Genomic DNA, 22,926 nt, shown 5'->3' with positions numbered 1-22,926 from the left:
ATTTGAACCCTGAAACGACCCGAGAATCTGCCACGCAATACAAACAAGCTGCGTAACGGTTCACGCGACAACTAGCCTGACATGGGGGGATAGTGATAAAGAGAACAGCTGACATATAACCCGCGAAAGCCTAAGCAGCAACGACCCGGCACCAAACCCCGCCCGCCCCAAAACCCCCAAACAGAACCCCGAGTGCGAACGAAAAAACCTATGGCGCACCCGTCCGCATAGACCGGTATTCACGCCGCACAATATCCATCAACTCGGCGACCGATGTGCTGGCTGCCTCCCGCTCGTAAGTCACGCGGCCTCGCTGCATGAGCATGACGCGATCCGCAATATCGAGCGTCTGGGCGTAGTTGTGCATGATCATGACAATAGACAGCCCCTGCTTGTCCCTCAGCCGCAAGATCAGGTCGATGATCAGTCCCGCCTCGCGGGCGCCCATTGCCGCGAGCGGTTCGTCCAGCAACAGAATCCTTGCATCCGAATTGACCGCGCGAGCGACAGCGATTGCCTGCCGCTGACCGCCCGAGAGTTGCTCGACCGGCAGATCGACCGACGGCACATGCACACCGATTTCTTCGAGGCATTCCGCAGCACGGGCCCGCATCGCGCGATTATTCAACAGGCGGAACGGGAATGGACCGCGTCGCACAATCTCCCGATTCAGGAACATGTTGTGATAAATGCTGAGCGAGTTGGCCAGCGCCAGATCCTGATAGACGCATTCAATCCCTAGCGAGCGGGCGTGGTCGACGGAGCGAAGCATCGTTTCCTCGCCGCCTATAAATAGCTTGCCGCTCGTCTGCTGATGAAACCCCGTGAGGATTTTTATCAGCGTCGATTTGCCCGCGCCGTTGTCGCCGAGGACGCCAAGGATCTCGCCTTGCCTGAGCGTGAGCGACACGCCGTCGAGTGCGGTGACCGCGCCGAAACGCTTGACGATATCTTCGCCTCGCAGCGCCGCCGTCCCCGCTGAAGCCAATGCGGCGGCGGACATCAAAGGTCCCCTTTACGCGCGAGACGAACGACGTGGATATTGAAGATCATGGCCGCCAGGATCGCAGCGCCGAGAATCATGTTGAAGGTGAAGGCGTTGATGCCGATGAGCGTGAAGCCGTCGTTGAGGATGCCAAGCACTGCCGCACCGATCAGCCCGCCAATGATCGTGCCCGAGCCGCCTGCCAGTGGCGTGCCGCCGATCACGGCCGCGGCGACGGCGAGGAACATGATCTGGTTGCCGCCTGCCTGCGGATCGATCGAGGTTATCCGGAAGCCTTCCAGGATGCCGGTGAAGCCCGCAAGCAGCGCAGCAATTACAAAGTTGCCGAGTTTCAGGCGCTTGACGTGAATGCCCGCTTCGCTCGCACCTAACGGATTGGCGCCCGCAGCGATGGTATGCAAACCCCATCGCGTATGACGCAGCAACACATGCATGACCGCGGCGATCGCAATCGTCCAGATGATTTCGCTATAACCCCACGCGCCCATGAACGCCGAAAAATTCGCACCCTCCGGTGGCGAAACCGGCGTGCCGCGTGAAATGGTCAGCGTAAAGCCGTTGACGAAAAAGAGCGTGCCGAGCGTGGTCACGAAGGAGGGGATACGCAGGTACACCGTCACCGCCCCGTTGATCAGGCCGACCACACCCGCCGCCAGCACGCCGGCCAGCAATGCGAGCCACGCGGGCGCGCCCGCTTCGCTCGCGAAGTGCATGACGAAGGGCGCGAATGCGAAGACCATGCCGGCGGAGAGATCGATCTCCCCGCCGATCATCAGCATGATTTCGCCGCAAGCAATGATGGCTACCGGCGCGATGAACTGCGAGAGGTTCTCAAGACTCGCGCTCGTCAGCAGGAAGTCATGGTTGGCCGTCTCGAAGTAGATGCTGAGGATCACCGCGACCGCGAAGATGCGGATCTCGCTGGATCGCCTGATCGCGCCCGGCCATAACCTTGCGCGCCGGCTCGGTTTACCGGCATCCGTCACGGGAGATGTCACGCCTTGATCGGACCTGTGCGCGGCACGATCTGCGGTTTCGTGCTCTTGCCTTCGTAGCGCGTCTCCGTGGTGAGGTATGGATCGACCGTGCCTTTGGTGACGAACTTCAGGCCCGTGTTGATATTGGCAGGCCCAACAAGTCCGCCGGATGCAAGGAAAACGAATGCTTCCAGCACGGTATAAAAACCTTGCACGTAGGGTTGCTGGTCGATCGTGAAGTCGAGAAAACCTTCGTGAATCAGCTCGACCGTGCGCGGCAACAAATCGAAGCCGCCGCCGTGCACGCCCTTGGACGGCAGGTTGGAATCCTTCATGACCTGAGCCACGCCTTGCGTGCTGCCTGCATCGACGGCAAACATGCCTTTCAGATCCTGATGCCCCAGGAAGAACGACTTGATCTTCGAGAGTTCCTCGTTGACGGTCGCCCCGGTCGCGATGGTTTGCGCATCGATTTTCTTGCCCGACTTCTTGATTGCGTCGAGTGCGCCGTCCAGCCGCGGCTGGATGTTGAGCTGGCCGGGCGTCGCGATAAAAAGTCCGACGAGACCGCTATCCACGAGGCTTACGATGCGCTCGCCCATCTGGTAGCCCGACAGATACAGATCCTGGCCGATATACGCAAGGCGAGGATTGGCGCTGCCACTGGGTGCATCGGCGTTGTATGCAAATACTGGGATCCCTGCGTCGAGCGCTTTCTGGATCGGTGTGTTGAACGCCTTGGGGTCGACAATAGGAACCGCGATTGCATCGGCTTTCGCGGCAATCGCCGCGTTGACCGCATTGACCATCTCGCCCACGTCGGCATTGGCTGAGCCGGTCCATTGGTAGTCGAGCCCGAGCAACGCGGCCGCGTCCTGAATGCCGTATTGCGTCGGAACGAAGAATGGATTTGTCGTTACGTGATTGACGAATACGATCTTCCAGCGCTTGTGCGCCGGGAACGAGCCGGCTTCCGCAGCTTGCGCCGGGGTGATTGCGCCGCCTAGCAGCGCTAGCGCCGCCGTCAGGCCGGCACCTTGCAGCAGGCCGCGACGCACGCTCTGTACGTCACCCTGCTCTTCCCGATCTTGCGCCATGTCATTCTCCCGTGTCGTAGTTTTTGAACATCTCGATTCTCATGACGGCGCGGGCCGGGGAAGCGCCGGTGCCGGGCGTCGACGAACTCCGCGAAACTCGCGTGCTCAAGCGCACGCACGGTCGAATGACGACGTATCGACATGCTAGAACAGGCACTTGGCCAATTAATCAATGTATACCCTTAACAAGTCCGACTATTTTTGATGAGTCGCGGAAGAGCGGGGCGTTTGACGGGGGGCCGAGGTGGGCTTAGGAAACGGCCGGCTTGTCGGTCATTCCAGTATCTGGGAACGTCGCGACGGCGGAGTTGGCGATCGTGAGTTGATCCGCCTTACGACGGTGCTTTCTGAATGGCTGAAAACTGGAGGCGCGCTGTCTTTTTCCAGGCGTTTGTTGTTCCGTCAATATATGTAGTAGTCCGTATATCGCTCGCTCGCACCTTTGCCCCCTCGCAATCAATTCCGGCTGGCGAAGGCGAGCCGGACAGCTAAGCCCGCAACACGGAGCCGAGCAGATACTGCGCAAGCCGTTGCCGCGTAGAATATGGCCGTGGCATGCAGAAATTACGCCGCCGGATCTAATGTGAAAGCCGTGAAAATAGACTTTCTACGCGGCCATCGATATATTTATCAGGATATAACGAAGCAGGAGAGCTTCAGTGAGCAATAACGCGCAACAAGCAGTCGGGGAGAAATTCGTTCTCGACTCGATGCACTACGCACGCAACAAGACGTGGGAGGTAGTCGAGCAGGTAGCCGCCAGAATTCAGCCCGGAATGCTGGAATCGGAAGCCGTGACTGAGTGCAAGCGGGTTCTTCAAGAAATGGACATGGAGCGAATCTGGCATCCCATACTGATCCGGTTTGGAGAAAACACCTTGAGGACGTTCAAGCAGCGTTCCGAAGAAGATCCGCGACTGAAGGACGACGACATTTTCTTTGTCGATCTTGGCGTCGTCTGGCAGGGGCATGAAGGCGATGCGGGCGCGACGTTTGTAGTCGGCGCAGACGCCGAGATGAAAGCGTGCGCGGACGCGGCAAAAACTGTTTTCGACGAAGTCGAACATCATTGGCGAACGACGGGAGCCGGCGGCAAGGCGCTGTACGACTACGCGGCAGAACGTGCGTCGGCGCTTGGGTGGAAGCTCAACCTCGATATCAAAGGGCATCGCGTAAGCGATTTTCCGCATGCCATCTTCAAGGCGGGCAATCTCGGGAATTTCGAGCCGCATCCGGACGCCGGGCTCTGGATCCTGGAGATTCAACTGGCTCATCCAACACGGCCGTTCGGCTCGTTCTACGAGGACCTGCTTGCCTGATTGTTGTCGAGGGAGAAAAGCTAACAAAGGAAGCAATGTTCATTCGTCAACTCGAGTATCTCGTCACGCTGGCCCGCGAAAAACATTTCGCGCGGGCAGCAGAAGCCTGCCACGTTTCGCAGCCCGCGCTGTCATCGGCTATTCGTACGCTTGAAGCCGAACTAGGGCTGGTCATTGTCGAGCGGACGCGGCGCTTTGTAGGTTTCACGGAAGACGGCGAGCGCGTGCTGGGCTGGGCGAGGCAAACGCTCGCATCGCTGCAAAACATGCGGCACGACGCGTCCGCTGCGCAAGTCCGGCTCATCGGGACGCTTCGGATTGGGGCTATACCGACCATCATGCCGGTGACCACCCGCATGCTTGCACCGTGCATGCGCGAGCATCCGCATATGCATTTTGAGGTTCGTTCTCTCAGCTCCGACGCGATCCTTCGTCAACTCGACGAGTACGAACTCGATGTCGGCCTGACCTATCTCGACGATCAGGTGCAAGCGGGCTTCAGTGTGTTGCCGCTCTATCTCGAACGCTACATGCTCTTGTCACCCTCGAGCGCCGGCGACCGTTTCAACACGGGTACCGTTCAATGGAGCGACGTTGGCGGATTGCCGCTAGGTCTGTTGACTGCCTCCATGCAGAACCGGCAAGTGATCAATGCGGCGTTTCGACGGGAGAACGTGCCGCCAACCGTGGTTCTCGAAACCGACTCGCTGTTGTCCCTCTACGCGCACGTGCAGCATGCCGGTTTGTTCAGCGTGTTTCCCCATAGTCTTTTGAGCGTCCTGCCTGCGGGCGGCGGCGTGCGTGCCTCGCTGTTACTACCGGAGTTGACACGCGGCATTGGTCTCATCGCACGCAATCGCAATACGCTGCCGCCGCTGGTCGCCGCCATGTGGCGAACCGCCGAGCGGCTTGATCTGCAGCGGGAATTCGACGCGTTGCTACCCGAGGCCGTACGCGCATCCCGGGGATCCGTGACCATATAGGACGCTCCACGAGCAACGCCAGCAGCCCTCTGCAAGCGGCTGCCCGCCGTGATAACAAGCGCTTATCACCTGATTCATCCAAACGATTGGACCCTCTGCGAGTACTTGGAGACACTGCTCCTCGTCGACGTGCCAGCCCCACGATCGGCGAGGCGGCACCTGGACTTCAGGGCCGGTGTTATTCAAATCAGAGCGGAGTGAGACAGTCATGGCCAAAGTTTTATGCGTTTTATATGACGACCCTGTCGACGGTATGCCCAAGAAGTACGCCCGGGACGACATTCCCGCCATCACGAAGTATCACGACGGACAAAGCGCCCCGACGCCCAAAGCAATCGACTTCAAGCCGGGCGAGTTGCTGGGCAGCGTGTCCGGCGAGCTGGGCTTGCGCAAGTTCCTCGAATCACAGGGACACACCCTGGTCGTCACGTCCGACAAGGACGGTCCCAACTCCACGTTCGAGCGCGAGCTGGAGGATGCCGAGATTGTCATTTCCCAGCCGTTCTGGCCCGCCTATCTGACGGCTGAACGCATCGCCCGGGCGCCGAAGCTCAAGCTCGCACTCACGGCTGGCATCGGCTCGGATCACGTCGATTTGCAGGCCGCGATCGATCGCGGCATCACGGTTGCCGAAGTTACCTTCTGCAACAGCATCAGCGTGGCCGAGCACGTCGTCATGATGATCCTGTCCCAGGTCCGGAACTATCTGCCGTCGCATGAATGGGTCAAGAAGGGTGGCTGGAATATCGCGGATTGCGTCTCGCGTGCATACGATCTTGAAGGCATGAACGTAGGGACCGTGGCGGCCGGACGGATCGGTGCGGCGGTGCTGCGGCGGCTCAAACCCTTCGACGTCAAGCTGCACTACACAGACCGGCATCGTCTGCCGGAACAAGTCGAGCGCGAACTTGGCGCAACCTGGCATCCCACTGCTGAATCCATGGCGCGTGTGTGCGATATCGTGACCATCAACTGTCCGTTGCACCCGGAAACGGAACATCTCTTCGACGAGAAGATGATCAGCAAGATGAAGCGCGGCGCTTACATCATCAACACGGCGCGCGGGAAGATTGTCGATCGCGACGCTGTTGTGCGCGCGTTGGAATCGGGCCAACTGGCGGGTTATGCAGGCGACGTCTGGTTCCCGCAGCCTGCACCGAGTGATCACCCGTGGCGGACCATGCCGAATCAGGGCATGACGCCGCACACGTCGGGCACTACGCTTTCGGCACAGGCGCGTTACGCCGCAGGCACGCGTGAAATTCTCGAATGCTGGTTCGCCAAACAACCGATTCGTGAGGAGTATCTGATCGTCGACGGCGGACGTCTTGCCGGTGTGGGTGCGCACTCGTACAGCGCAGGCAATGCGACGTCGGGCTCGGAAGAGGCGGCTCGTTTCAAGAAGGCTTAACGCCGTGGGCACGCTGGTCAGGTTATTCATGGTCAGCGTGCGCATTTCAATGGGCTTAAAACACGATGAACGAACAGATCGCCCACGCGGCGCCCGCGGTTCCTTTCGCGCCATTTAAACAAGCGGCATTCGGTTTCTTAGGTGGTTTCCTGGCGATTGGTGCGATTACTCTGCTAGGACATGTGACAAGCAGCCCCTTGGTGATCGCGCCATTCGGCGCATCGAGCGTCCTGCTATTCGGCGCACCCTATAGTGCGTTCGCCCAGCCCCGCAATCTTGTATTCGGACATCTGCTTTCCACAGCCGTAGGGTTGGCTGTGTATTGGTTCGCCGGACCAGGAATGTGGCAAATGGCGCTGTCTGTGGGGCTTGCCATTGCCTTGATGCAGCTCGCACGTTGTGTACATCCTCCTGCGGGTGCTGATCCGCTAGTGATCATGCTAAGCGGTAATGCATCGGTCGGATTCTTTTTTGTCCCGGTCCTGAGCGGCGTGTGCGCGCTGCTGGTTATAGCGTGGCTGTTCAATAACCTCGTGCGCGGCCGGCGATGGCCCGAGCGATGGTCATGAGGCGCTTATTGGTCTTACTGGTCGAACCCGATCCCTTGACTGCGTAATATCCGCATCGAGCTGTCGAGATGCGCGCGAGCACTTTGTGCATCGCCCAAGCGCATTTGCTCATAAGTGAGCTGTGCTATTTCGTGCGGCACCGGCTTGAGCGGCCGGTTGCTGCTCATCGCTTTGAGCTGAACCTCTGCCGCACGTTCCAGATAATAAAGATCGTCCCAAGCCTCAGCGATGCTCGGGCCTGCCACCATCACGCCGTGATTCTTCAGGAACAGGATGTCGGCGTCTCCCATGGCTTCGGCAATGCGGTCGCCCTCTGACTCATCCAGCGCCAAGCCGTTGTAATCCTCATCGACAGCCGTGCGGCCGTAGAACTTCAACGCCGTTTGCCCAAGCCACAACAGCGGCGGCCCTTCCAGCAGGCAGAGCGCCGTCGCGTTCGGCATATGCGTGTGAAACGCCGCTTTCACGCGCGGCTTCGCCCGATGCAACCTTGCATGAATATAAAACGTCGTGGCTTCCGGCTGGCCGTCGCCAGCGATCACGTGCCCCTCGAAGTCGCAGACGAGCAGGCGGGACGCAGTGATCTCGCTAAACCCGTATCCATAAGGATTGACGAGAAAGAGATCGTCATGACCCGGGACGACTGCCGAGAAATGATTACAAACCCCTTCCTCGTAACCCCGCTGCGCCGCAAGCTGAAAGCATGCGGCAAGCTCGATGCGCGCCTGCATGACAGCGTCGGAATCGAGCCGCACGATATGCGATGGAGCAGTGGAACTGCCAACTGAAAGCGAGTGAGCCATGATGATTGCCTTGAAGATTTACCAGCCGAATTGCTTGAAAAGCGCAGGCACCTGGTCGAGCGTTGCAAGCGTTGCGTCGGGCGTATAACCCGGCAGCGCGGTGCGGCCCGTACCGCGATCGATCCACACGCAACGAAAGCCGATCTCGCGCGCGGCGGCATGATCGAGGTGCGGACTTGCGCAGATATGAACGACCTCGTCCCCGGTTACGCCAAGCTTGTCAAAAGCATAATCGAACAATTTCCGCGATGGTTTGTAAGCCCCGGCTTGCTGCGCCGTGATGACTCGATCGATCAACCCGCCAAGCTGCGCGACGTTGCCGGCGATGATGTCGTCGTCCGTATTCGACACAGTACACAAACGATAACCCGCTTCCTTAAGCTGCCCTAAAGCGCTGATCACTTCCGGAAAAGGCGGCATTGCGGCGATGCTGTCCGTTAGCATGCGGACGTCGTCTTCGCTGCTCTGCAAGCCCAGCTCTTCTAGTGCAAGACGTAATGCATCCGCTGTCACGCTGCGAAACGTGCGATGCGGCGGCGTCTGCTCAAGCGCATGTTCATGCCGATCATAGATGCTGATCAGCCGGGCGGGATCGACCGGGTGCGTTTGTTTAGCGGACAGGATCTTGCTGACTGCGGCTTGCAATCCTTCATCCCACTGGATCAAGGTGCCGTAGCAATCGAACGTGAGCCATTGGGGTCGGAGGGTGTGTTCAAGCGCTTCAAGAGCCATGATGTGCTCGCTTGGTTAAGTGAATGTCGCCAGACTAAAGGGATTGCTTGATATTTGGAAATTAAATTAAACTCTATAGGTCAATCGAAATAAAAATAACGAGGCGGCCCGCTCATGCTAGATCTCGAGTTGTTAAACACCTTGGTTTGCGTGGTCGATGAAGGCAGCTTTACGCGCGCCGGCGAACGTGTGCACCGGACGCAATCGACGGTCAGCCAGCAGATTCGCAAGCTGGAAGAAGCGGTTGGCCGCGCATTGCTGCTGCGGGACCGGACCGGCAATCACGTGACCGCCACGGAGCATGGAGAGCTGCTCGCGCACTATGCGCGGCGGCTGCTGACATTGTCGCGTGAGGCGGAGGATGCGCTGACCAGCGACGTGGCGCTGGAACCGGTACGCATTGGCGTACCCGAGGATTTCGATGCGCGGCGCATGTCCGCCATGCTGTCGGGTTTTGTCAAGACGCAACCCGGCGTGCGGCTCGAAACGGTAAGCGGCATGAGTGCCGATCTCCAGCGCAGGCTTGCGGCAGGCGAGGTCGAGATTGCGCTGGTCAAGCGCGAGCCGGGTAGCGGGGAGTGCCTTGCGTCATGGCCTGAATCGCTGGTGTGGGTAAAGGGCGAGGGCGTGGAGTTGACGGACGAACCGGTCCCGCTTGCGTTGTTTCCGCAAGGTTGTGTGTACAGGCAGCGTGCCATTCGTAGCCTCGACAAAGCGCGCCGGCGTTGGCGCGTTGCGTTCGGAAGTCATAGCCTGACCGGCATCCAGGCGGCGGTTTCATCGGGGCTCGGCGTGTCGGTGTTACCCACAACGGCCGTGCTGCCTGAGCATCGCGTATGTACAGATTTACCGGACTTACCGCCGACCGAGCTTGCGCTGGTGAGCTCGGGCGGGGTGCTCAATGCAGTGCAGCAGGCGTTGATCGAATTTCTGCGTGCTGAGATAAAGGCTTAGTGCAGAAGTGCAGAAGTGCAGAAGTGCAGAAGTGCAGAAGTGCAGAAGTGCCGGAGTGCCGGAGTGACTTAGTGCTGGGATTCCGGCTGAACCGCGGCCGTGGCGTAGACAACGCAGCGTTTCGCCAGGATGTCAGTCGGATCGACCAGTGTGATTGTTTGTCCGCTAGCGCTTAGCCAAAAAGCGTGCGGCAGAAGCAATGGCAATTCGGTGCATCCGAGGATGACGACTTCGGCCCCTTCGTCGGCTAAGCCTTGAAGCGCGGCGTGAATGTCGTCCAGACATTGACCCGTGGTGTAACCCGCTTTCGCGCCTTTTTCGCCGTAGATCGCATTCATCACTCTGGCCTGCAACGCCGGACCGGGCACGATCTGGCGCAGCCCCTCCGCTTTAAGTGCTTCCCGATAAACCCCGCTTGCCACCGTCCCAGAGGTCGCAAGGAGCCCGACTTCGCGAAGCGAAGGAAACGAATCGCGAAGCGTCTGAACCGTCACGGTCAGCATGTTGACGATCGGGATGTTGAGATACGGCTGGATCCGCTGCACAAACGCATGCGCCGTGTTGCATGGAATCGCGATGATGTCCGCGTCGCCAGTTTCGAGTTTCTTGCATGTGGCATACAGGGAGATGGTGGGGTCCGGGCCATCGCCGATCAGATTGTCGGTGCGATCGGGGATCTGCGGGTTCTGCTCGACCAATAGCTTGATGTGATCCTGATCCCGCTTCGCCGACGTATTGCGGACGATCTTCTGCATGAAGTCCACTGTCGCCGCCGGGCCGATACCCCCTACCACGCCAACCTTGAATAGCTTGGCGGGCGACTCGTATTGCCCCGATACGACGTACTGGGCGTATGTCAGATTCGAGTCGATCAGCGGTACGTCCAGCTTGCCGATCTCGTTCGCGATGAGAGCGATCTCGGTCATGCCCGGCACGATGACCTCCGCGCCCTGCGCAATGAGGTCGTTGCAAGCGGCTCTTAGCAGCGCGACTGGCTGGCCCAGCAAATGGCCCGATTTGATGCCGTCTTCTCCGTACACGGCGCGCGTGACGAGATCGGTGGTTTCATCGATTCGCGGATGGACGACTTCGAATTCAGGTGCGGAAAAATACCGCTCGAAGAGACCGTTCTGCCGTGTGTAGTCCGATGCCAGCACGCCGACGCGACGAACCGAAGGGAACTTGCGCCGTATATGGTTTCGCAATGCCTCGATCATGTCCACGATCTGCAGAGGCGAGTTCGCCTTCAGCTCGTCCATGAACGTGTGGCTCAGGAAGCAGGGCAGCACCACCGTATCGATACCGCGCTTCTCGAACGCACGAATGAGATCGAAGATGTACAGCTTGCGTTCGATCGTCGCAGCGCTGGTGGCGCCGGCTCCGCGAAACGGATGCTGCTCGAATATGACGTCGAAGTGATCGGCATCGCCGGTCGCGGGCGTCGACTTGACGAGCTTGAAAAATACGTCGGCGCTGGCGAGCGGGCCGAGTCCACCAATGACGCCAAATGAGCGGCGCCCCTGCATGTTGTCCCCAATCATTTCGCTTCGCTCGGCAACTGATCGAAGCCTCTTGCTTCCGTTTGCGTGACCCGAGCCGTCTCCCACTTTGCGATGACGGCCGTTGCAATGCTGTTGCCGATCACGTTGGTCGCGGTGCGTCCCATGTCCAGTATCTGGTCGATCGCGAGGATCATCACGACGCCGGACGGAGGCAGATGGAACATCGGCGCAACGGCTGCCACGACCACCACCGAGCCTCGTGCGACTCCGGCCATGCCTTTGCTGCTGACCATCAGCACAAGCAACATCAGGATCTGCGTGCCCACCGGCATATCGATACCAAAGGCCTGTGCAATGAAGATGGCTGCAAACGCCTGGTACATCATCGAGCCGTCGAGATTAAAGGCGTATCCAAGCGGCAGCGTGAAACCGACGACCTTCTTGTCCACGCCGAATTCTTCGAGCTTTGCCGTCAAACGCGGATACGCGGCTTCGCTGCTTGCCGCCGAGAACGCCAGCATGGCGGGCTCACGTACCGCTTTGAGCAACGACCAGATGGACTTGCCGAGGAACACGTAACCCGCACCGACCAAAATGATCCACAACAGCACCAGTCCGACATAGAAACTGCCGATCAGCTTGCCGTAAGTCACCAGCACGTCGAGACCATGCAGCGTGACGGCCGAGGCGATTGCACCGAACACGCCGACAGGCGCAAGGCGCATGACGTAGTCGGTGAGCTTGAGCATGGCGGGGACGAGCGCGTCGATGGCTTGCACAAGCGGCGTCACCCGGGCGTCTGCCTTGATCGCGCCCAGCACAATGCCGAACAGCACGGAGAACACCAGGATCTGCAGGATGTCGTTGCGCGCCATGGCGTCGAGAATACTCGTCGGAAATGCGTGCGTGACGAAGTCCTTGAAATTCAGCCCTGCGGTGTTCAGGCCCGTTGTTACATCGGAACTGGTCTGGACCATGTGAAGGCCGGCCCCCGGTTGCAACAGGTTGGCGAGGAAGAGGCCGAGCGCAAGCGACATCAACGAAGCGCAGACGAACCAGCCAACCGAACGAATGCCGATGCGGCGCACGTCGCTCGTTCCCTCCATTCCCGCAAGACCGGACACCAGCGTGGCGAATACCAGCGGCGCAATGATCATCTTGATGAGCCGCAGGAAGATGTCGGTGATGATCGAGAAGTAGCCGGCCATCTCTTTGGCTGCATTTGAATCCGCGGCGGTCTTGTGACAGACGTAGCCGACCACGACGCCAAGCACCATGCCGACGACGATATAGAGCGTTAACCGGTTCTTCATTTTGATCCTTCCAGGTGTGTCTCGCACGAAGATGGGCCTGCGCAACCGTGCGATCGGTTTGACGGAAAGTGCCTTGCCTATGGGCCTTTTCTGTCGCTGGACGGATAGTAGAAGTGGACAAAAAAACCGCGATGCTGGTTTTGCATGTCGTTATGCGAGTGCCGCATAACTAGGGTAAACGCTAGGAAAATTCAGGCTGAGGAGCGCAGGTATCGCCACAGGGTTTCAATGAACTCGTTTCTGTTCGAGGCGTCGCGGTACACGCGAAGCTCGACTTCGAGATTCCATTCCTTGCCGCCGGCCGCCACGAGCTCGCCATTTTTCAGTTCTGTTTGTATCGAGCTTTTTGGCAACCAGGCAATCCCTTCGCCCTCCAGCACCATCTTCTTGAGCACTTCCGCCATATCCGATTCGTAGTGCGGGCGCAGTGCCGGTTGCGTCTTGGCGCGGCGAAGCAGCAGGGCCAAGCAGCGGCCGAAATAGCTGGTTTCCGTGTACGAGATGAGCGGCAAAGGGCGACTGGCGGTTCCGGGCAAGCGCAGCGAAGGGGCAGACTTTTGATTCGGCTTGCAGACGGGCATGAATGTGTCGATGCCTACCGTCAGGTACTCGTAGCGCGTGGGATCGAGATGAAGCGGCAGGTCGGGGTGGTGATAAGCGAACATCAGTTCGCAGTTGCCGTTCACCAGCATCAGGATGGAATCATGGACGTTGGTGGGAATCACCCGCGCCCTGACATCGCGGAATTGCGCGGTCAGCGTGTTCAGCCAGGCCGGAAGAAAACTCAGCGCAATAGTGTGGCCCGCTGCAATCTGCAGCCCGATGCCGGGCATTCGCTGCTCCGTGCGAATGATGGCGCGCGTGTCGAACAGGCGGTTGAGGATGTCGTCGGCGGCTTCCCTGAAGAGACGTCCTGCGGGCGTCAGCGTGGGTGGATAGCTGCTGCGATCGATCAGGTCTGCCCCGACCCATTGTTCGAGCGCCTGGATGCGCCGGCTGAAACCGGACTGCGTGACATTGCGGACCTCAGCGGCGCGCGAGAAACTTTGGTACTGCGCAAGAGCGACAAAGTCCTCGATCCATTTAATCTCCATACCGCTCCCCGTTCTGCTTCTCTTAAAGAAGCGAGTGTGTCCATGTCAAGCGAGCCATTACCTGTTACTCGCGCGCGATGTACGGAGTGTAAGAAGTGGCAAGATGCTTAAGCGGGTTGATCGTCTCGCAATGATTGTATGCGAGGTCGATACACGTTACCGCCGTAGGCAAATTGGCTAGGGAGTCTTGAGCATGCTCAATTCACTTGGGCGTGGTATCGCTTGTTGCCTGGATGTTAGCGCTTGGAGAAAATTTGTTGACAAGCTCTAAGCGATATCTGAAACTCATCAGCATGCAAAAACACACGTCCACAGTAGTTATTAAACGAACGAACGCCCATTGGGGCAGTTCTTCGGGGACGTGTTTGCGTTAGAAACAGGTAAAGATGCGCAATCACCAGGCCCTGCCGAAATACGGTTGGGCCTTTTTTGTTTGTGGGTGCCTCCTCCGTCTTTCGGCTTAATCGACGGAGAAGATGATGGTTGGATCAAGAGAGCAGTTTGTCTTTCGAGCGGCACCCCAGGCTACCGCGTCAGCGCATAAGCTGTCGCCGGAGATGGTCATTCGTTTTGCTGTATTGCCGGGGCAAACTGCATCGTGGCGCGTGCTGGCGGATTCCGAGCTGCGCGTGGGAAACGCGCGAGTCTGGGTCACCCGGATTTTTTCACCCTACGACTACTGGCTGCAAACCGGTGACGTGCTGCGTTTGAAGCGGGGCGAGCGAATCTGGTTGAGCACCGACGCCAATGTATTGGCGGAGATTTCGCTGACAAGTGCTTATGCGGTTGCACGTAGACCGTTGTTCAAGTGGATCGAGCGGCTTAGAGATTGTCTGGCCGATATTTCGCTATTGCGATCACGCGGATGACAATGCGGCCGGTTCTATTCCGGCCGCATTGTCTTAAGAGCGCCGCTTAAGGATCGCGGTCGTGAATATGCTCGACCAGATAATCGATCAATGCCCGCACCTTGGGCGGCAGGAAGCGGTTTGGCGGATAGAGCAACCACACCGAGCCCACATAGGCCCGCGCTTCGAGATCCCAGTCGGCAAGCACTTGCACGAGTTCACCGCTCTGCAATGCACCGGCCGCTGTGAATTCAGGCAGGTTAGCGATGCCGAAATCCTGCTGCGCCGCTTCGAGTCGCGCGCCCGCATGATTGGCGATGTAACGCCCGCTCACTTCGACGGTCTGCGTTTCCGTGCCGCGACGAAAACGCCAGCGGTTGTCGTCGGTGGTTTCGCCCAGATACAGGCAATCGTGCTGCGCGAGATCGCGCGGATGCATGGGTGTGCCGCGCGCCTGCAAATAAGCCGGCGATGCACACAGCACCCAACGCACCGAACCAAGCCGCCGTCCCGCGAGACCGGGCGGTGGGCGTTCCGTCAACCGGATCACGAGATCGAGATCGTTGTCGAGCGGATCGACCTCATGATCGGCGTATAGCAACTGGAGATCGACCTCCTCGTAAGTCCGCAAAAAGCCCGGCACGAGCGGATGAATCACCGTTTTTGCAAAGGCCGTTGGCGCGCTCACGCTGACTTTTCCCTGCGGCCGGCCGGCCAGCGAACCGGCTGCATCCACGGCGCCCGACGCTGCGGTGACTATGTCGCGGCAGTATCGGACCACCTGCTCACCCGACTCCGTTACTCGTACCTTACGCGTCGAGCGTTCGAGCAGGCGTGTTGCCAGCGCTTCCTCAAGCCGCTTGATCTGACGGCTGACCGTTGACGGTGTGCTGCCAAGCTGGCGCGCGGCCACTGAGAAGTTGCCGGCATCGACAACACGGGCGAATACGGCCATGTCGGGCAGCAATGCAAAGAGTTCGGTTGGATTCATCGGGCCGTCGCGAGTGGGGCGCAAGATTAATGCATCTGCGACATAAAGGCTTTGCGCATCGACCCGATTATCGTCGCATGTGCAACGCTCGACAATACGGACTCATCTCCCGAGGTCCAAACATGTCGAAGCAAGACCGCCCGTTATTACTGTCCGATCTGATGCTGCTCGTGGTCGCGGTCGTCTGGGGAACCAGTTATGGAGTCGTCAAGAGCGCGCTCGTGTTCTATCCGGTGCTCGGCCTGCTGGCGCTGCGATTCGGCATCACGTTCGTCATGTTGTCGCCCGCGTTGCGGAGTCTGCGTCACGCTGATGCGCGTACCTTGCGCGGCGTGTTCATCGCGGGCGTGCTGCTGTTCGGCATCTTCCTGAGCGAAACCTTTGGCGTGCTGCTCACACGCGCCGCTAACGCTGCGTTCCTGATTAGCCTGTGCGTGGTGCTGACGCCGTTAGTCGAGTGGATGCTGCTCAAGCGCAGGCCTGGCCGTATTGAATGGGCGGCGGTCGCGCTCTCGCTGTTGGGCGCGTGGCTGCTGGCCGGGGATGGTGCGATTGTCCTCAATCCCGGCGATGCACTGATCTTGTTCGCCGCGTTGCTGCGCGCGCTGAATGTATGCGTAACGAAGCGCGTGATGCGTGACTCGGCGTTGCCGCCTTTGTCAGTGACGGCCGTGCAGTCGGGTGTGGTGGCGTTCGGCAGCGTCGCGGTGGCGCTCCTGTTCGCGCCGCAGCAGTGGCAGCACGTGCCGTCGTTCACCGGACATGAGCCGTTTTGGGCTAGCGTGTTTTATCTGGTTTTTGCGTGCACGCTGTTCGCGTTCTTCGCGCAGAACTACGCGATCAAACGCAGCAGTCCAACCCACGTCGCGTTGCTGATGGGCAGTGAACCCGCGTTCGGTGCTTTGTTCGCTTGCCTGTGGCTGGGCGAAAAAATATCCCTTACGGCATGGGTCGGCGGTGGTTTGATTGTCGTGGCGTCGATGCTGGCGACCGTGCGCTGGCGCAATGCGCGCAAGACGATGGCGGTCGTTGTGCCGCGTGCTTCAGAGGCCGCGCGTTGACGGATACGCAGACATCTCGCGCTCATCCGAACTTGGCGGCGTTTTCGATGGCCGCTTTCGCGCCGCCACTCAGCTGAGTGACCGCTTCAATCAGCGCGCGCCGGAACACCTCGTTCGAAGCGAGTTCGGAACTGAATACGTCGCGGCAACCGAGCAGTGCATCGACCAGACTCTCCGGCGCATTTCCTGCATTTGTCGCAAGCGCGGTCAGGCGTGAGGCCAGCGGATCGCTGATCGCAAACGGCGTGCCGTCGTCAGCGCGGCCGCGCAAGAAAACGAACCATGCTCCAACGCCAAGCGCCAGCCGTGAAATCGGCTGACCTCGCTCCAGGCGTGTTGCAATTGTCGCGAGAAGGCGTGGCGGAATCTTCTGGCTGCCGTCCATTGCGATTTGCGCGCAGCGATGTTTCAGCGCCGGATTCGCATAACGTTCGAGCAGCGCATCGCGGTATGCCATCAGGTCGAAAGACGGCGGAACACTCAAGGTCGGTGCGATCTCGTGCGTCATCATTGAATGGATCAGCGCGTGCAGCGGTGCGAAAGAAATCGCTTCGTCGATGGTTGCAAAACCGGCCAGCATCGACAGGTAGGCGAGTGTCGAGTGGGTGCCGTTCAGCATACGCAGCTTGGCGAGTTCGAATGGCATCACGTCGTCCACCAGCTGCGCGCCCACTCGCTCCCACGCGGGCCGTCCAGCGGGAAAGCGGTCTTCGATCACCCATTGCCGGAACGGCTCGCACGGGACCGGCACCTCGTCGCGCAGCCCAAGCGCTTCGGCCGCGGCATCACGATCTGCGTCCGTTGTGGCGGGAACAATGCGATCCACCATCGTCGACGGGAACGCGACTTGATGTTCGATCCAGGTTGCGAGCGCCGCATCGAGCGCGCGTGCATGAGAGCAGACGACCTGGCGTAGTGCTGCGCCGTTGTGCGAGAGGTTGTCACACGAGAGCACGGTGAAAGGCGCGATGCCGGCATCGCGTCGCGTTCGTAATGCGGCGACGAGGATGCCCGGCACCGTGCCTGGTTCCTCAGGATGTTTCAGGTCATGCGCAACGCCGGGATGATCGAGGTCGACATCGCCTGTCTGCGTATCGCGGCAATAACCTTTCTCCGTGACCGTCAACGAGACTATCCGCACGTCCGGGGCGGCGAGCAGGCCGAACAGGCGCGCGCGATCGTACGGCAGCGCAAGCACCTCACGCAGCGCGCGCACAACTATCGTCTTCACACCCTGCGGTCCGCGTTCGACAACGCTATACAGGCCGTCCTGCGCCATCAACGCATCGCGTTTCGTCACGTCGCCCTGCAGCGTGACACCGCAGATCGCCCAGTCGCCGGCGGCGGCAAGCATTGCCTCTTCCGTATAAACCGCTTCGTGCGCCCGATGAAAATTGCCGATGCCCAGATGGACGATGCCGATGCGCGGCTCGCGCCACTCAGGCGCGAACACATGACCCTCGATTGACGTAAGCGTTTTGCGGCAAAGCATGGATTCAGCGTTCATTTTCAAGAGCCTGGAGCGGGAAAACCCGCGATTGACGAAGACGTCTACTTGTATGGTAGCATCAATTCCAACGATCGCACCTCAAGGAAATCCCCATGAAAATCGTCCGCGCCGATGTCATCGTCACCTGTCCGGGACGCAATTTCGTCACGCTGAAAGTAGTGACGGATGAAGGCGTATATGGAATTGGCGACGCCACGCTCAATGGTCGCGAACTCGCGGTTGCGTCTTATCTCAGGGACCATGTCTGTCCGCTGTTGATTGGCCGCGATCCGGGCCGGATCGAGGATATCTGGCAGTTTTTATACAAAGGTGCGTACTGGCGGCGGGGACCCGTGACCATGACGGCCATCGCGGCGGTGGACGTGGCGTTGTGGGACATCCTCGGCAAGGTTGCGAACCTGCCGTTGTACAAGCTGCTCGGCGGCGCGTCGCGTGAGAGCGTGATGGTCTACGGGCATGCAACCGGACGTGATATTCCTGAAGCGCTCGACCGCTACGCGGAGCATGTCGAGCAGGGTTATCAGGCCATCCGCATTCAGTGCGGCGTGCCCAATATGCGCTCGGTTTACGGGGTATCCAAGGGCAATGGCATGTACGAGCCTGCGACCAAAGGCGTGGTGGAAGAGCAGACGTGGTCGTCGGAAAAATATCTCGACTTCGTGCCGAAGCTCTTCGAAGCCGTGCGCGACAAGTTCGGTTTCGACACCCATCTGCTGCACGACGTCCATCACCGTCTCACGCCGATAGAAGCTGGGCGCCTTGGCAAATCAGTCGAGCCTTACCGGTTGTTCTGGATGGAAGACCCGACCCCCGCCGAAAATCAGGGCGGCTTTCGATTGATTCGCCAGCACACCGTGACACCGATCGCGGTGGGTGAGGTGTTCAACAGCATCTGGGATTGCAAGCAACTGATTGAAGAGCAGTTGATTGACTATATCCGCGCCACGCTCACACATGCAGGCGGCATCACGCATCTGAAGCGCATAGCGGACTTTGCTTCCCTTTATCAGGTTCGCACCGGCTGTCACGGGCCGTCGGATCTTTCGCCGGTTTGCATGGGCGCGGCGCTCCATTTCGACCTGTGGGTGCCGAACTTCGGCGTGCAGGAATACATGGGTTTCCCAAAGGAAGCGCTCGACGTGTTTCCGCATGCGTGGACCTTCGAGCGCGGACTGATGCATCCGGGCGAGGCACCGGGTCATGGCGTTGACATCGACGAGGAACTCGCGGCGCGTTATCCGTACGACCCGGCTTATTTGCCGGTTGCGCGACTCGAAGACGGCACGCTCTGGAACTGGTGAGCGGCGCCTCGACATGTCGATAAACATACGCTTGAAATCAAGGAGTCGAACCATGCTTGCAGCCGTCCTTCACGAACCGAAACTCCTGCGCATCGACGAAGTCGATGCGCCTCAACCGCAGCCGGGTCAGGTCCAGATCCGCGTGCGTGCCGGCGGTATCTGCGGGTCGGATCTGTCGTATTACTTCAAGGGCAAGAGCGGCGATTTCGCGGTGCGAGAACCGTTCGTACTCGGTCACGAAGTCGCGGGTGAAGTCGCTGCGCTTGGCGAGGGTGTGACCGGCTTGCGCGTCGGCCAGCGCGTTGCCGTGAATCCTGGTCTCAACTGCGGAGAGTGCCGGTTTTGCGTCAAGGGCATGACCAATCATTGTCTGAACATGCGCTTCATGGGCAGCGCTTCGACGTTCCCGCACATGCAAGGCATGTTCCGCCAATACATCGCCGTTGCCGCGCGGCAATGCGTGCCCGTGCCCGACGCTTTGGACTTTGCACAGGCATCGATGGCCGAGCCGCTCGCCGTTGCATTGCATGCGTTGCGGCACGCAGGATCGCTGGTCGGCGCACAAGTGCTGGTGATCGGATGCGGGCCGATAGGCTGCATTTTGTTGTCGGTGGCGCGGCGTGCCGGTGCGCATCGTCTCGTCGCACTCGACCTCGCTGAGAAAGCGCTGCAGATGGCCGCCACGCTTGGCGCGGACCAGACGGTACTCGCGACTGATCAGGCGCAGGTCGAAGCGTGGTCGCAGGCACGCGGCACCTTCGATGTCGTGATCGAAGCTTCCGGCAGCCCCGCCGGGCTCGACACCGCACTGTGCGCGGCACGCGCGGATGGCGCTGTGATCCAGGTGGGCAACCTGCCCGCGGGGCAGTCGCCGGTCGCGGCTAATCTCGTGATGGCGAAGGAATTGCGTTATCAAGGCTCGTTCCGTTTCACTGATGAATACGCCATCGCCGCCGAAGAAATCGCCACGGGAAAAATCGATCTGAGCCCGCTGATGACCCATGTTTTTCCGCTCAGCGATGCGAACCACGCATTCGAAGTGGCGCATGACCGCAACCAGTCGATGAAAGTGCATTTGCAGTTCGACTGAATCACCCATTACTCGAACGCCCGGTAACGAAGAGGCGTATCCCAGGAGACATTCATGTTCAGAAGCCAGCGCTGGTTCGTGGTCGGTTTGCTGTTTCTCGCCGGCGTGATCAACTATCTCGATCGCGCTGCGCTCTCGATCGCCGCACCCCTGATCCAGAAGGACCTCGATTTTTCGCATGCGCAAATGGGCATTGTGTTCAGCAGCTTTTTCATCGGCTATGCGCTGTTCAACTTTGTCGGCGGTGTGCTGTCGGACAAGATTGGTGCGAAGAAAGTGTTCGGGGCGGCGATGGGCATCTGGTCGATATTTTGCGGCGCGACCGCGCTGGCAAGCAGCCTCGTTTCGTTGATCGTCCTGCGGGTTCTGTTCGGCATGGGCGAGGGGCCTTTCAGTTCGTCCAACAGCAAGATGGTCAACAACTGGTTTCCTCGACGGGAGGTGGCGAGCGCGATTGGCGTAATCAGTTCCGGTACGCCACTGGGCGGCGCGCTCGCCGGGCCTGTGGTGGGCTACATGGCAATCCGTTTCGGCTGGCGCTGGGCGTTCGTCGCGATCATGTTGCTCGGTCTGGTGTGGCTCGTGGTATGGACGTTGACCACGACTGAACAGCCGCAGCAGGACAAACGCGTGAAACCCGAAGAACTTGCATTGATCGTTGCGGGGCAGCAGCAGGCTTCATCGATGGAACACGCACCCGAAGGCGAGAAAGTGGGTCTGCGGTACTACCTGAAGCAGCCGATCATTCTCGCAACCGCGTTCGCGTTTTTTGCCTACAACTATGTGCTGTTTTTCTTCCTGTCATGGTTTCCCACGTACCTGACGGAAGCACACCATATGTCGTTGCACGACATGAGTATCGCGACGGTGATTCCGTGGGTGCTCGGCAGCATCGGCCTTGCGGCCGGGGGGTTTATCACGGACATGATCTTGCGCATCACCGGTAAACCGTTGCTTGCACGGCGGATTGTCTTGTCGGTATGCCTCGGCGTAGCTGCCTTATGCGTTGGATTTGCCGGCCGCGTTGAAAGCATGGAGGGCGCGGTCGCGCTGATGTCGGTCTCGATCTTCTTCCTGTACGTCACGGGATCCGTCTATTGGGCCGTGATCCAGGACACCGTTCGACGCGAGAATGTTGGGGGTGTCGGCGGTTTCGTGCATCTGCTAGCTAACCTCGCGGGCGTGATCGGGCCGGCGGTGACGGGCTTCATCGTGCAAGCGACTCATGGTGCGTATGGCAGTGCGTTTGTGCTTGCAGGCGCGGTCGCGGTGCTGGGCTCGCTATGCTCGATGATCTGGATTCGCGAGCCGCGAAGCGGCAAGCTCAAGGCTCGCCGCGCGCTTGTATCGTAGGCGCGTTTGCGCTCTGTGGACGCCTGGATCCATTGCTGCGGCGTGGTAGTATGGTAGATGACAAGATGAAGGTTGAGCTCCATCTTTGTCCTCTCTTTACTCTTCGTTCAGGTGTGGGTCATGGTCACGAAAAACGTCTTGCCGCCGCCGTTGCGACGTGACGCGTCCTCGTCAGACGGTGTTAATAGCAATGCAATAGCGTTATCTTCTGCGCCGCCGGCCGCGGCGACCCGTGGCCGTGGCCGCGCGACTGAACCGCGCGTAGCGCTGCCCAACCTGCGCGGTCAGCTGCGTGTCGATTCCCACGAACCGATCGGCAAGCAAATTTTTCGCGCATTGCGTGAAGCCATTTTTTCGGGTGCACTGGTGCCGGGCACGCCGCTTTCCGAAACCGAGGTTTCGGAAATGTTTCAAGTCTCGCGGCAGCCGGTTCGCGAGGCTTTTATCAAGCTGGTGGAATCAGGCGTGCTGCAGGTGCTGCCCCAACGAGGCACCTTCGTTAAGAAGATCTCACCGCGACGAGTCCGGGAAGGCAGATTTATCCGGGAAGCGATCGAGGCTGCGGTGGCCCGCAAGGCAGCGCTTGAAATCACGCCGGAGCAACTTGCCGACCTCGCTGAAAATCTACGCGATCAAAAAACTGCAGCCAAGGTCAATGACACCACGTCGTTTCTCGCACTCGACGAGCGGTTTCATTTCCTGATCGCGCAATCCATTGACTGCGTTGCTGCGTGGGACACCATCCAGGACATCAAGGCACAGATGGATCGTGTGCGTTATTTGAGCTTGCCGGAAGTCTCACCGCTTGAATTGCTTATCAAGCAGCACGCACGGATTGTGAGTGCGTTGAAAGCGCATGACGCCGATGGCGCAGAAGAAGCGATGCGTGCACATCTGCGCGAGATCCTGGTCTCGCTAGGACCTGTTGCAGAGCGCAATCCGGATTGGTTCGAACCGGACGAAGGCGAGCGCGTCCACCTTGCTAACTAGTTTGTTAGCGCTCGCGTCCTGT

Annotated in this window: 21 protein-coding genes; 11 read left to right on the top strand and 10 right to left on the bottom strand. The window is 59.5% G+C overall.

What is annotated here, in order from left to right; genetic code table 11:
• Window positions 1–208: 208 nt before the first annotated feature.
• The 3 genes from M0D69_RS34510 to M0D69_RS34500 are packed head-to-tail and all read right to left on the bottom strand — an operon-like array spanning window position 209 to window position 3,080.
• Window positions 209–1,003 carry an ATP-binding cassette domain-containing protein gene (locus M0D69_RS34510; RefSeq protein ID WP_301786311.1) on the bottom strand — a complete coding sequence of 265 codons (795 nt, stop codon included), beginning with the start codon at window positions 1,001–1,003 and terminating at the stop codon, window positions 209–211.
• Entirely contained in the window at window positions 1,003–2,004 is a 1,002-nt protein-coding gene (locus M0D69_RS34505) for an ABC transporter permease (RefSeq protein ID WP_301786310.1), read from the bottom strand. The genes M0D69_RS34510 and M0D69_RS34505 overlap by 1 nt, the downstream gene beginning before the upstream one ends.
• On the bottom strand, window positions 2,001–3,080 hold the full coding sequence (locus tag M0D69_RS34500; RefSeq protein ID WP_301786309.1) for a sugar ABC transporter substrate-binding protein: 1,080 nt from the start codon (window positions 3,078–3,080) through the stop codon (window positions 2,001–2,003). The genes M0D69_RS34505 and M0D69_RS34500 overlap by 4 nt, the downstream gene beginning before the upstream one ends.
• A 659-nt stretch (window positions 3,081–3,739) precedes the next feature.
• Between M0D69_RS34500 and M0D69_RS34495 the strand changes: the two genes are divergently transcribed.
• The 4 genes from M0D69_RS34495 (at window position 3,740) to M0D69_RS34480 (ending at window position 7,362) form a co-directional block, all read left to right on the top strand.
• A complete protein-coding gene (locus M0D69_RS34495) occupies window positions 3,740–4,399 on the top strand; it encodes a M24 family metallopeptidase (RefSeq protein WP_301786308.1) in 660 nt (219 codons plus the stop codon).
• A gap of 35 nt (window positions 4,400–4,434) precedes the next feature.
• Window positions 4,435–5,382, top strand: a complete 948-nt coding sequence (locus tag M0D69_RS34490) for a LysR family transcriptional regulator (protein ID WP_301786307.1) — start codon at window positions 4,435–4,437, stop codon at window positions 5,380–5,382.
• A gap of 208 nt (window positions 5,383–5,590) precedes the next feature.
• Window positions 5,591–6,793 (top strand): NAD-dependent formate dehydrogenase, encoded by a 1,203-nt coding sequence (locus tag M0D69_RS34485; protein ID WP_047848380.1) that lies wholly within the window; start codon window positions 5,591–5,593, stop codon window positions 6,791–6,793.
• A gap of 65 nt (window positions 6,794–6,858) precedes the next feature.
• Window positions 6,859–7,362 carry an HPP family protein gene (locus tag M0D69_RS34480; RefSeq protein WP_301786306.1) on the top strand — a complete coding sequence of 168 codons (504 nt, stop codon included), beginning with the start codon at window positions 6,859–6,861 and terminating at the stop codon, window positions 7,360–7,362.
• Between the two features lie 14 nt (window positions 7,363–7,376).
• Here the strand turns inward: M0D69_RS34480 and M0D69_RS34475 are convergent, their stop codons facing one another.
• Together M0D69_RS34475 and M0D69_RS34470 are read right to left on the bottom strand one after the other, a co-directional pair.
• Entirely contained in the window at window positions 7,377–8,165 is a 789-nt protein-coding gene (locus M0D69_RS34475) for an aldolase (RefSeq protein ID WP_301786305.1), read from the bottom strand.
• Between the two features lie 18 nt (window positions 8,166–8,183).
• Window positions 8,184–8,897 (bottom strand): haloacid dehalogenase type II, encoded by a 714-nt coding sequence (locus M0D69_RS34470; RefSeq protein ID WP_301786304.1) that lies wholly within the window; start codon window positions 8,895–8,897, stop codon window positions 8,184–8,186.
• A gap of 114 nt (window positions 8,898–9,011) precedes the next feature.
• On the opposite strand from M0D69_RS34470, the gene M0D69_RS34465 reads away from it, so the two are divergent.
• On the top strand, window positions 9,012–9,851 hold the full coding sequence (locus M0D69_RS34465; protein WP_301786303.1) for a LysR family transcriptional regulator: 840 nt from the start codon (window positions 9,012–9,014) through the stop codon (window positions 9,849–9,851).
• Between the two features lie 68 nt (window positions 9,852–9,919).
• Here M0D69_RS34465 and M0D69_RS34460 read toward each other — a convergent pair whose 3' ends face one another.
• From M0D69_RS34460 to M0D69_RS34450, 3 genes are all read right to left on the bottom strand, one after another.
• Entirely contained in the window at window positions 9,920–11,392 is a 1,473-nt protein-coding gene (locus M0D69_RS34460; protein WP_301786302.1) for an aspartate/glutamate racemase family protein, read from the bottom strand.
• Entirely contained in the window at window positions 11,389–12,666 is a 1,278-nt protein-coding gene (locus M0D69_RS34455; RefSeq protein WP_301786301.1) for a dicarboxylate/amino acid:cation symporter, read from the bottom strand. The genes M0D69_RS34460 and M0D69_RS34455 overlap by 4 nt, the downstream gene beginning before the upstream one ends.
• A gap of 191 nt (window positions 12,667–12,857) precedes the next feature.
• Window positions 12,858–13,760 (bottom strand): LysR substrate-binding domain-containing protein, encoded by a 903-nt coding sequence (locus M0D69_RS34450; protein ID WP_301786300.1) that lies wholly within the window; start codon window positions 13,758–13,760, stop codon window positions 12,858–12,860.
• Window positions 13,761–14,239: 479 nt separating this feature from the next.
• Between M0D69_RS34450 and M0D69_RS34445 the strand changes: the two genes are divergently transcribed.
• On the top strand, window positions 14,240–14,629 hold the full coding sequence (locus M0D69_RS34445) for a DUF2917 domain-containing protein (protein WP_301786299.1): 390 nt from the start codon (window positions 14,240–14,242) through the stop codon (window positions 14,627–14,629).
• A gap of 46 nt (window positions 14,630–14,675) precedes the next feature.
• Here M0D69_RS34445 and M0D69_RS34440 read toward each other — a convergent pair whose 3' ends face one another.
• Window positions 14,676–15,599 carry a LysR family transcriptional regulator gene (locus M0D69_RS34440; RefSeq protein WP_301786298.1) on the bottom strand — a complete coding sequence of 308 codons (924 nt, stop codon included), beginning with the start codon at window positions 15,597–15,599 and terminating at the stop codon, window positions 14,676–14,678.
• Between the two features lie 122 nt (window positions 15,600–15,721).
• On the opposite strand from M0D69_RS34440, the gene M0D69_RS34435 reads away from it, so the two are divergent.
• Entirely contained in the window at window positions 15,722–16,660 is a 939-nt protein-coding gene (locus M0D69_RS34435; RefSeq protein ID WP_301786297.1) for a DMT family transporter, read from the top strand.
• Between the two features lie 22 nt (window positions 16,661–16,682).
• Here M0D69_RS34435 and M0D69_RS34430 read toward each other — a convergent pair whose 3' ends face one another.
• A complete protein-coding gene (locus M0D69_RS34430; protein WP_301786314.1) occupies window positions 16,683–18,152 on the bottom strand; it encodes a mannitol dehydrogenase family protein in 1,470 nt (489 codons plus the stop codon).
• A gap of 110 nt (window positions 18,153–18,262) precedes the next feature.
• Between M0D69_RS34430 and manD the strand changes: the two genes are divergently transcribed.
• The 4 genes from manD to M0D69_RS34410 all read left to right on the top strand — a co-directional run bounded on the left by manD (window position 18,263) and on the right by M0D69_RS34410 (window position 22,904).
• The gene (gene manD, locus M0D69_RS34425; RefSeq protein WP_301786296.1) at window positions 18,263–19,471 is read left to right on the top strand and encodes a D-mannonate dehydratase ManD; all 1,209 of its coding nucleotides are present in this window, start codon (window positions 18,263–18,265) and stop codon (window positions 19,469–19,471) included.
• A 52-nt stretch (window positions 19,472–19,523) separates the two neighbouring features.
• A complete protein-coding gene (locus M0D69_RS34420) occupies window positions 19,524–20,561 on the top strand; it encodes an L-idonate 5-dehydrogenase (RefSeq protein ID WP_301786295.1) in 1,038 nt (345 codons plus the stop codon).
• A gap of 54 nt (window positions 20,562–20,615) precedes the next feature.
• On the top strand, window positions 20,616–21,914 hold the full coding sequence (locus tag M0D69_RS34415; RefSeq protein WP_301786294.1) for an MFS transporter: 1,299 nt from the start codon (window positions 20,616–20,618) through the stop codon (window positions 21,912–21,914).
• Window positions 21,915–22,034: 120 nt separating this feature from the next.
• On the top strand, window positions 22,035–22,904 hold the full coding sequence (locus tag M0D69_RS34410) for a GntR family transcriptional regulator (protein WP_301786293.1): 870 nt from the start codon (window positions 22,035–22,037) through the stop codon (window positions 22,902–22,904).
• Window positions 22,905–22,926 lie beyond the last annotated feature (22 nt).

Source organism: Caballeronia sp. SEWSISQ10-4 2, assembly GCF_030464885.1.
Classification (GTDB): Bacteria; Pseudomonadota; Gammaproteobacteria; order Burkholderiales; family Burkholderiaceae; genus Caballeronia.
The sequence above is the reverse complement of the archived record's forward strand: the minus strand, read 5'-3'. Positions and strand labels throughout refer to the sequence as shown.

Bases quoted from the DNA above. Each gene is read 5' to 3' on its own strand.
- M0D69_RS34510 (WP_301786311.1), bottom strand. From the start codon at position 1,003: ATGTCCGCCGCCGCATTGGCTTCAGCGGGGACGGCGGCGCTGCGAGGC.
- M0D69_RS34500 (WP_301786309.1), bottom strand. From the start codon at position 3,080: ATGGCGCAAGATCGGGAAGAGCAGGGTGACGTACAGAGCGTGCGTCGC.
- M0D69_RS34490 (WP_301786307.1), top strand. From the start codon at position 4,435: ATGTTCATTCGTCAACTCGAGTATCTCGTCACGCTGGCCCGCGAAAAA.
- M0D69_RS34485 (WP_047848380.1), top strand. From the start codon at position 5,591: ATGGCCAAAGTTTTATGCGTTTTATATGACGACCCTGTCGACGGTATG.
- M0D69_RS34480 (WP_301786306.1), top strand. From the start codon at position 6,859: ATGAACGAACAGATCGCCCACGCGGCGCCCGCGGTTCCTTTCGCGCCA.
- M0D69_RS34475 (WP_301786305.1), bottom strand. From the start codon at position 8,165: ATGGCTCACTCGCTTTCAGTTGGCAGTTCCACTGCTCCATCGCATATC.
- M0D69_RS34470 (WP_301786304.1), bottom strand. From the start codon at position 8,897: ATGGCTCTTGAAGCGCTTGAACACACCCTCCGACCCCAATGGCTCACG.
- M0D69_RS34465 (WP_301786303.1), top strand. From the start codon at position 9,012: ATGCTAGATCTCGAGTTGTTAAACACCTTGGTTTGCGTGGTCGATGAA.
- M0D69_RS34460 (WP_301786302.1), bottom strand. From the start codon at position 11,392: ATGATTGGGGACAACATGCAGGGGCGCCGCTCATTTGGCGTCATTGGT.
- M0D69_RS34455 (WP_301786301.1), bottom strand. From the start codon at position 12,666: ATGAAGAACCGGTTAACGCTCTATATCGTCGTCGGCATGGTGCTTGGC.
- M0D69_RS34450 (WP_301786300.1), bottom strand. From the start codon at position 13,760: ATGGAGATTAAATGGATCGAGGACTTTGTCGCTCTTGCGCAGTACCAA.
- M0D69_RS34445 (WP_301786299.1), top strand. From the start codon at position 14,240: ATGGTTGGATCAAGAGAGCAGTTTGTCTTTCGAGCGGCACCCCAGGCT.
- M0D69_RS34440 (WP_301786298.1), bottom strand. From the start codon at position 15,599: ATGAATCCAACCGAACTCTTTGCATTGCTGCCCGACATGGCCGTATTC.
- M0D69_RS34435 (WP_301786297.1), top strand. From the start codon at position 15,722: ATGTCGAAGCAAGACCGCCCGTTATTACTGTCCGATCTGATGCTGCTC.
- M0D69_RS34430 (WP_301786314.1), bottom strand. From the start codon at position 18,152: ATGCTTTGCCGCAAAACGCTTACGTCAATCGAGGGTCATGTGTTCGCG.
- manD (WP_301786296.1), top strand. From the start codon at position 18,263: ATGAAAATCGTCCGCGCCGATGTCATCGTCACCTGTCCGGGACGCAAT.
- M0D69_RS34420 (WP_301786295.1), top strand. From the start codon at position 19,524: ATGCTTGCAGCCGTCCTTCACGAACCGAAACTCCTGCGCATCGACGAA.
- M0D69_RS34415 (WP_301786294.1), top strand. From the start codon at position 20,616: ATGTTCAGAAGCCAGCGCTGGTTCGTGGTCGGTTTGCTGTTTCTCGCC.
- M0D69_RS34410 (WP_301786293.1), top strand. From the start codon at position 22,035: ATGGTCACGAAAAACGTCTTGCCGCCGCCGTTGCGACGTGACGCGTCC.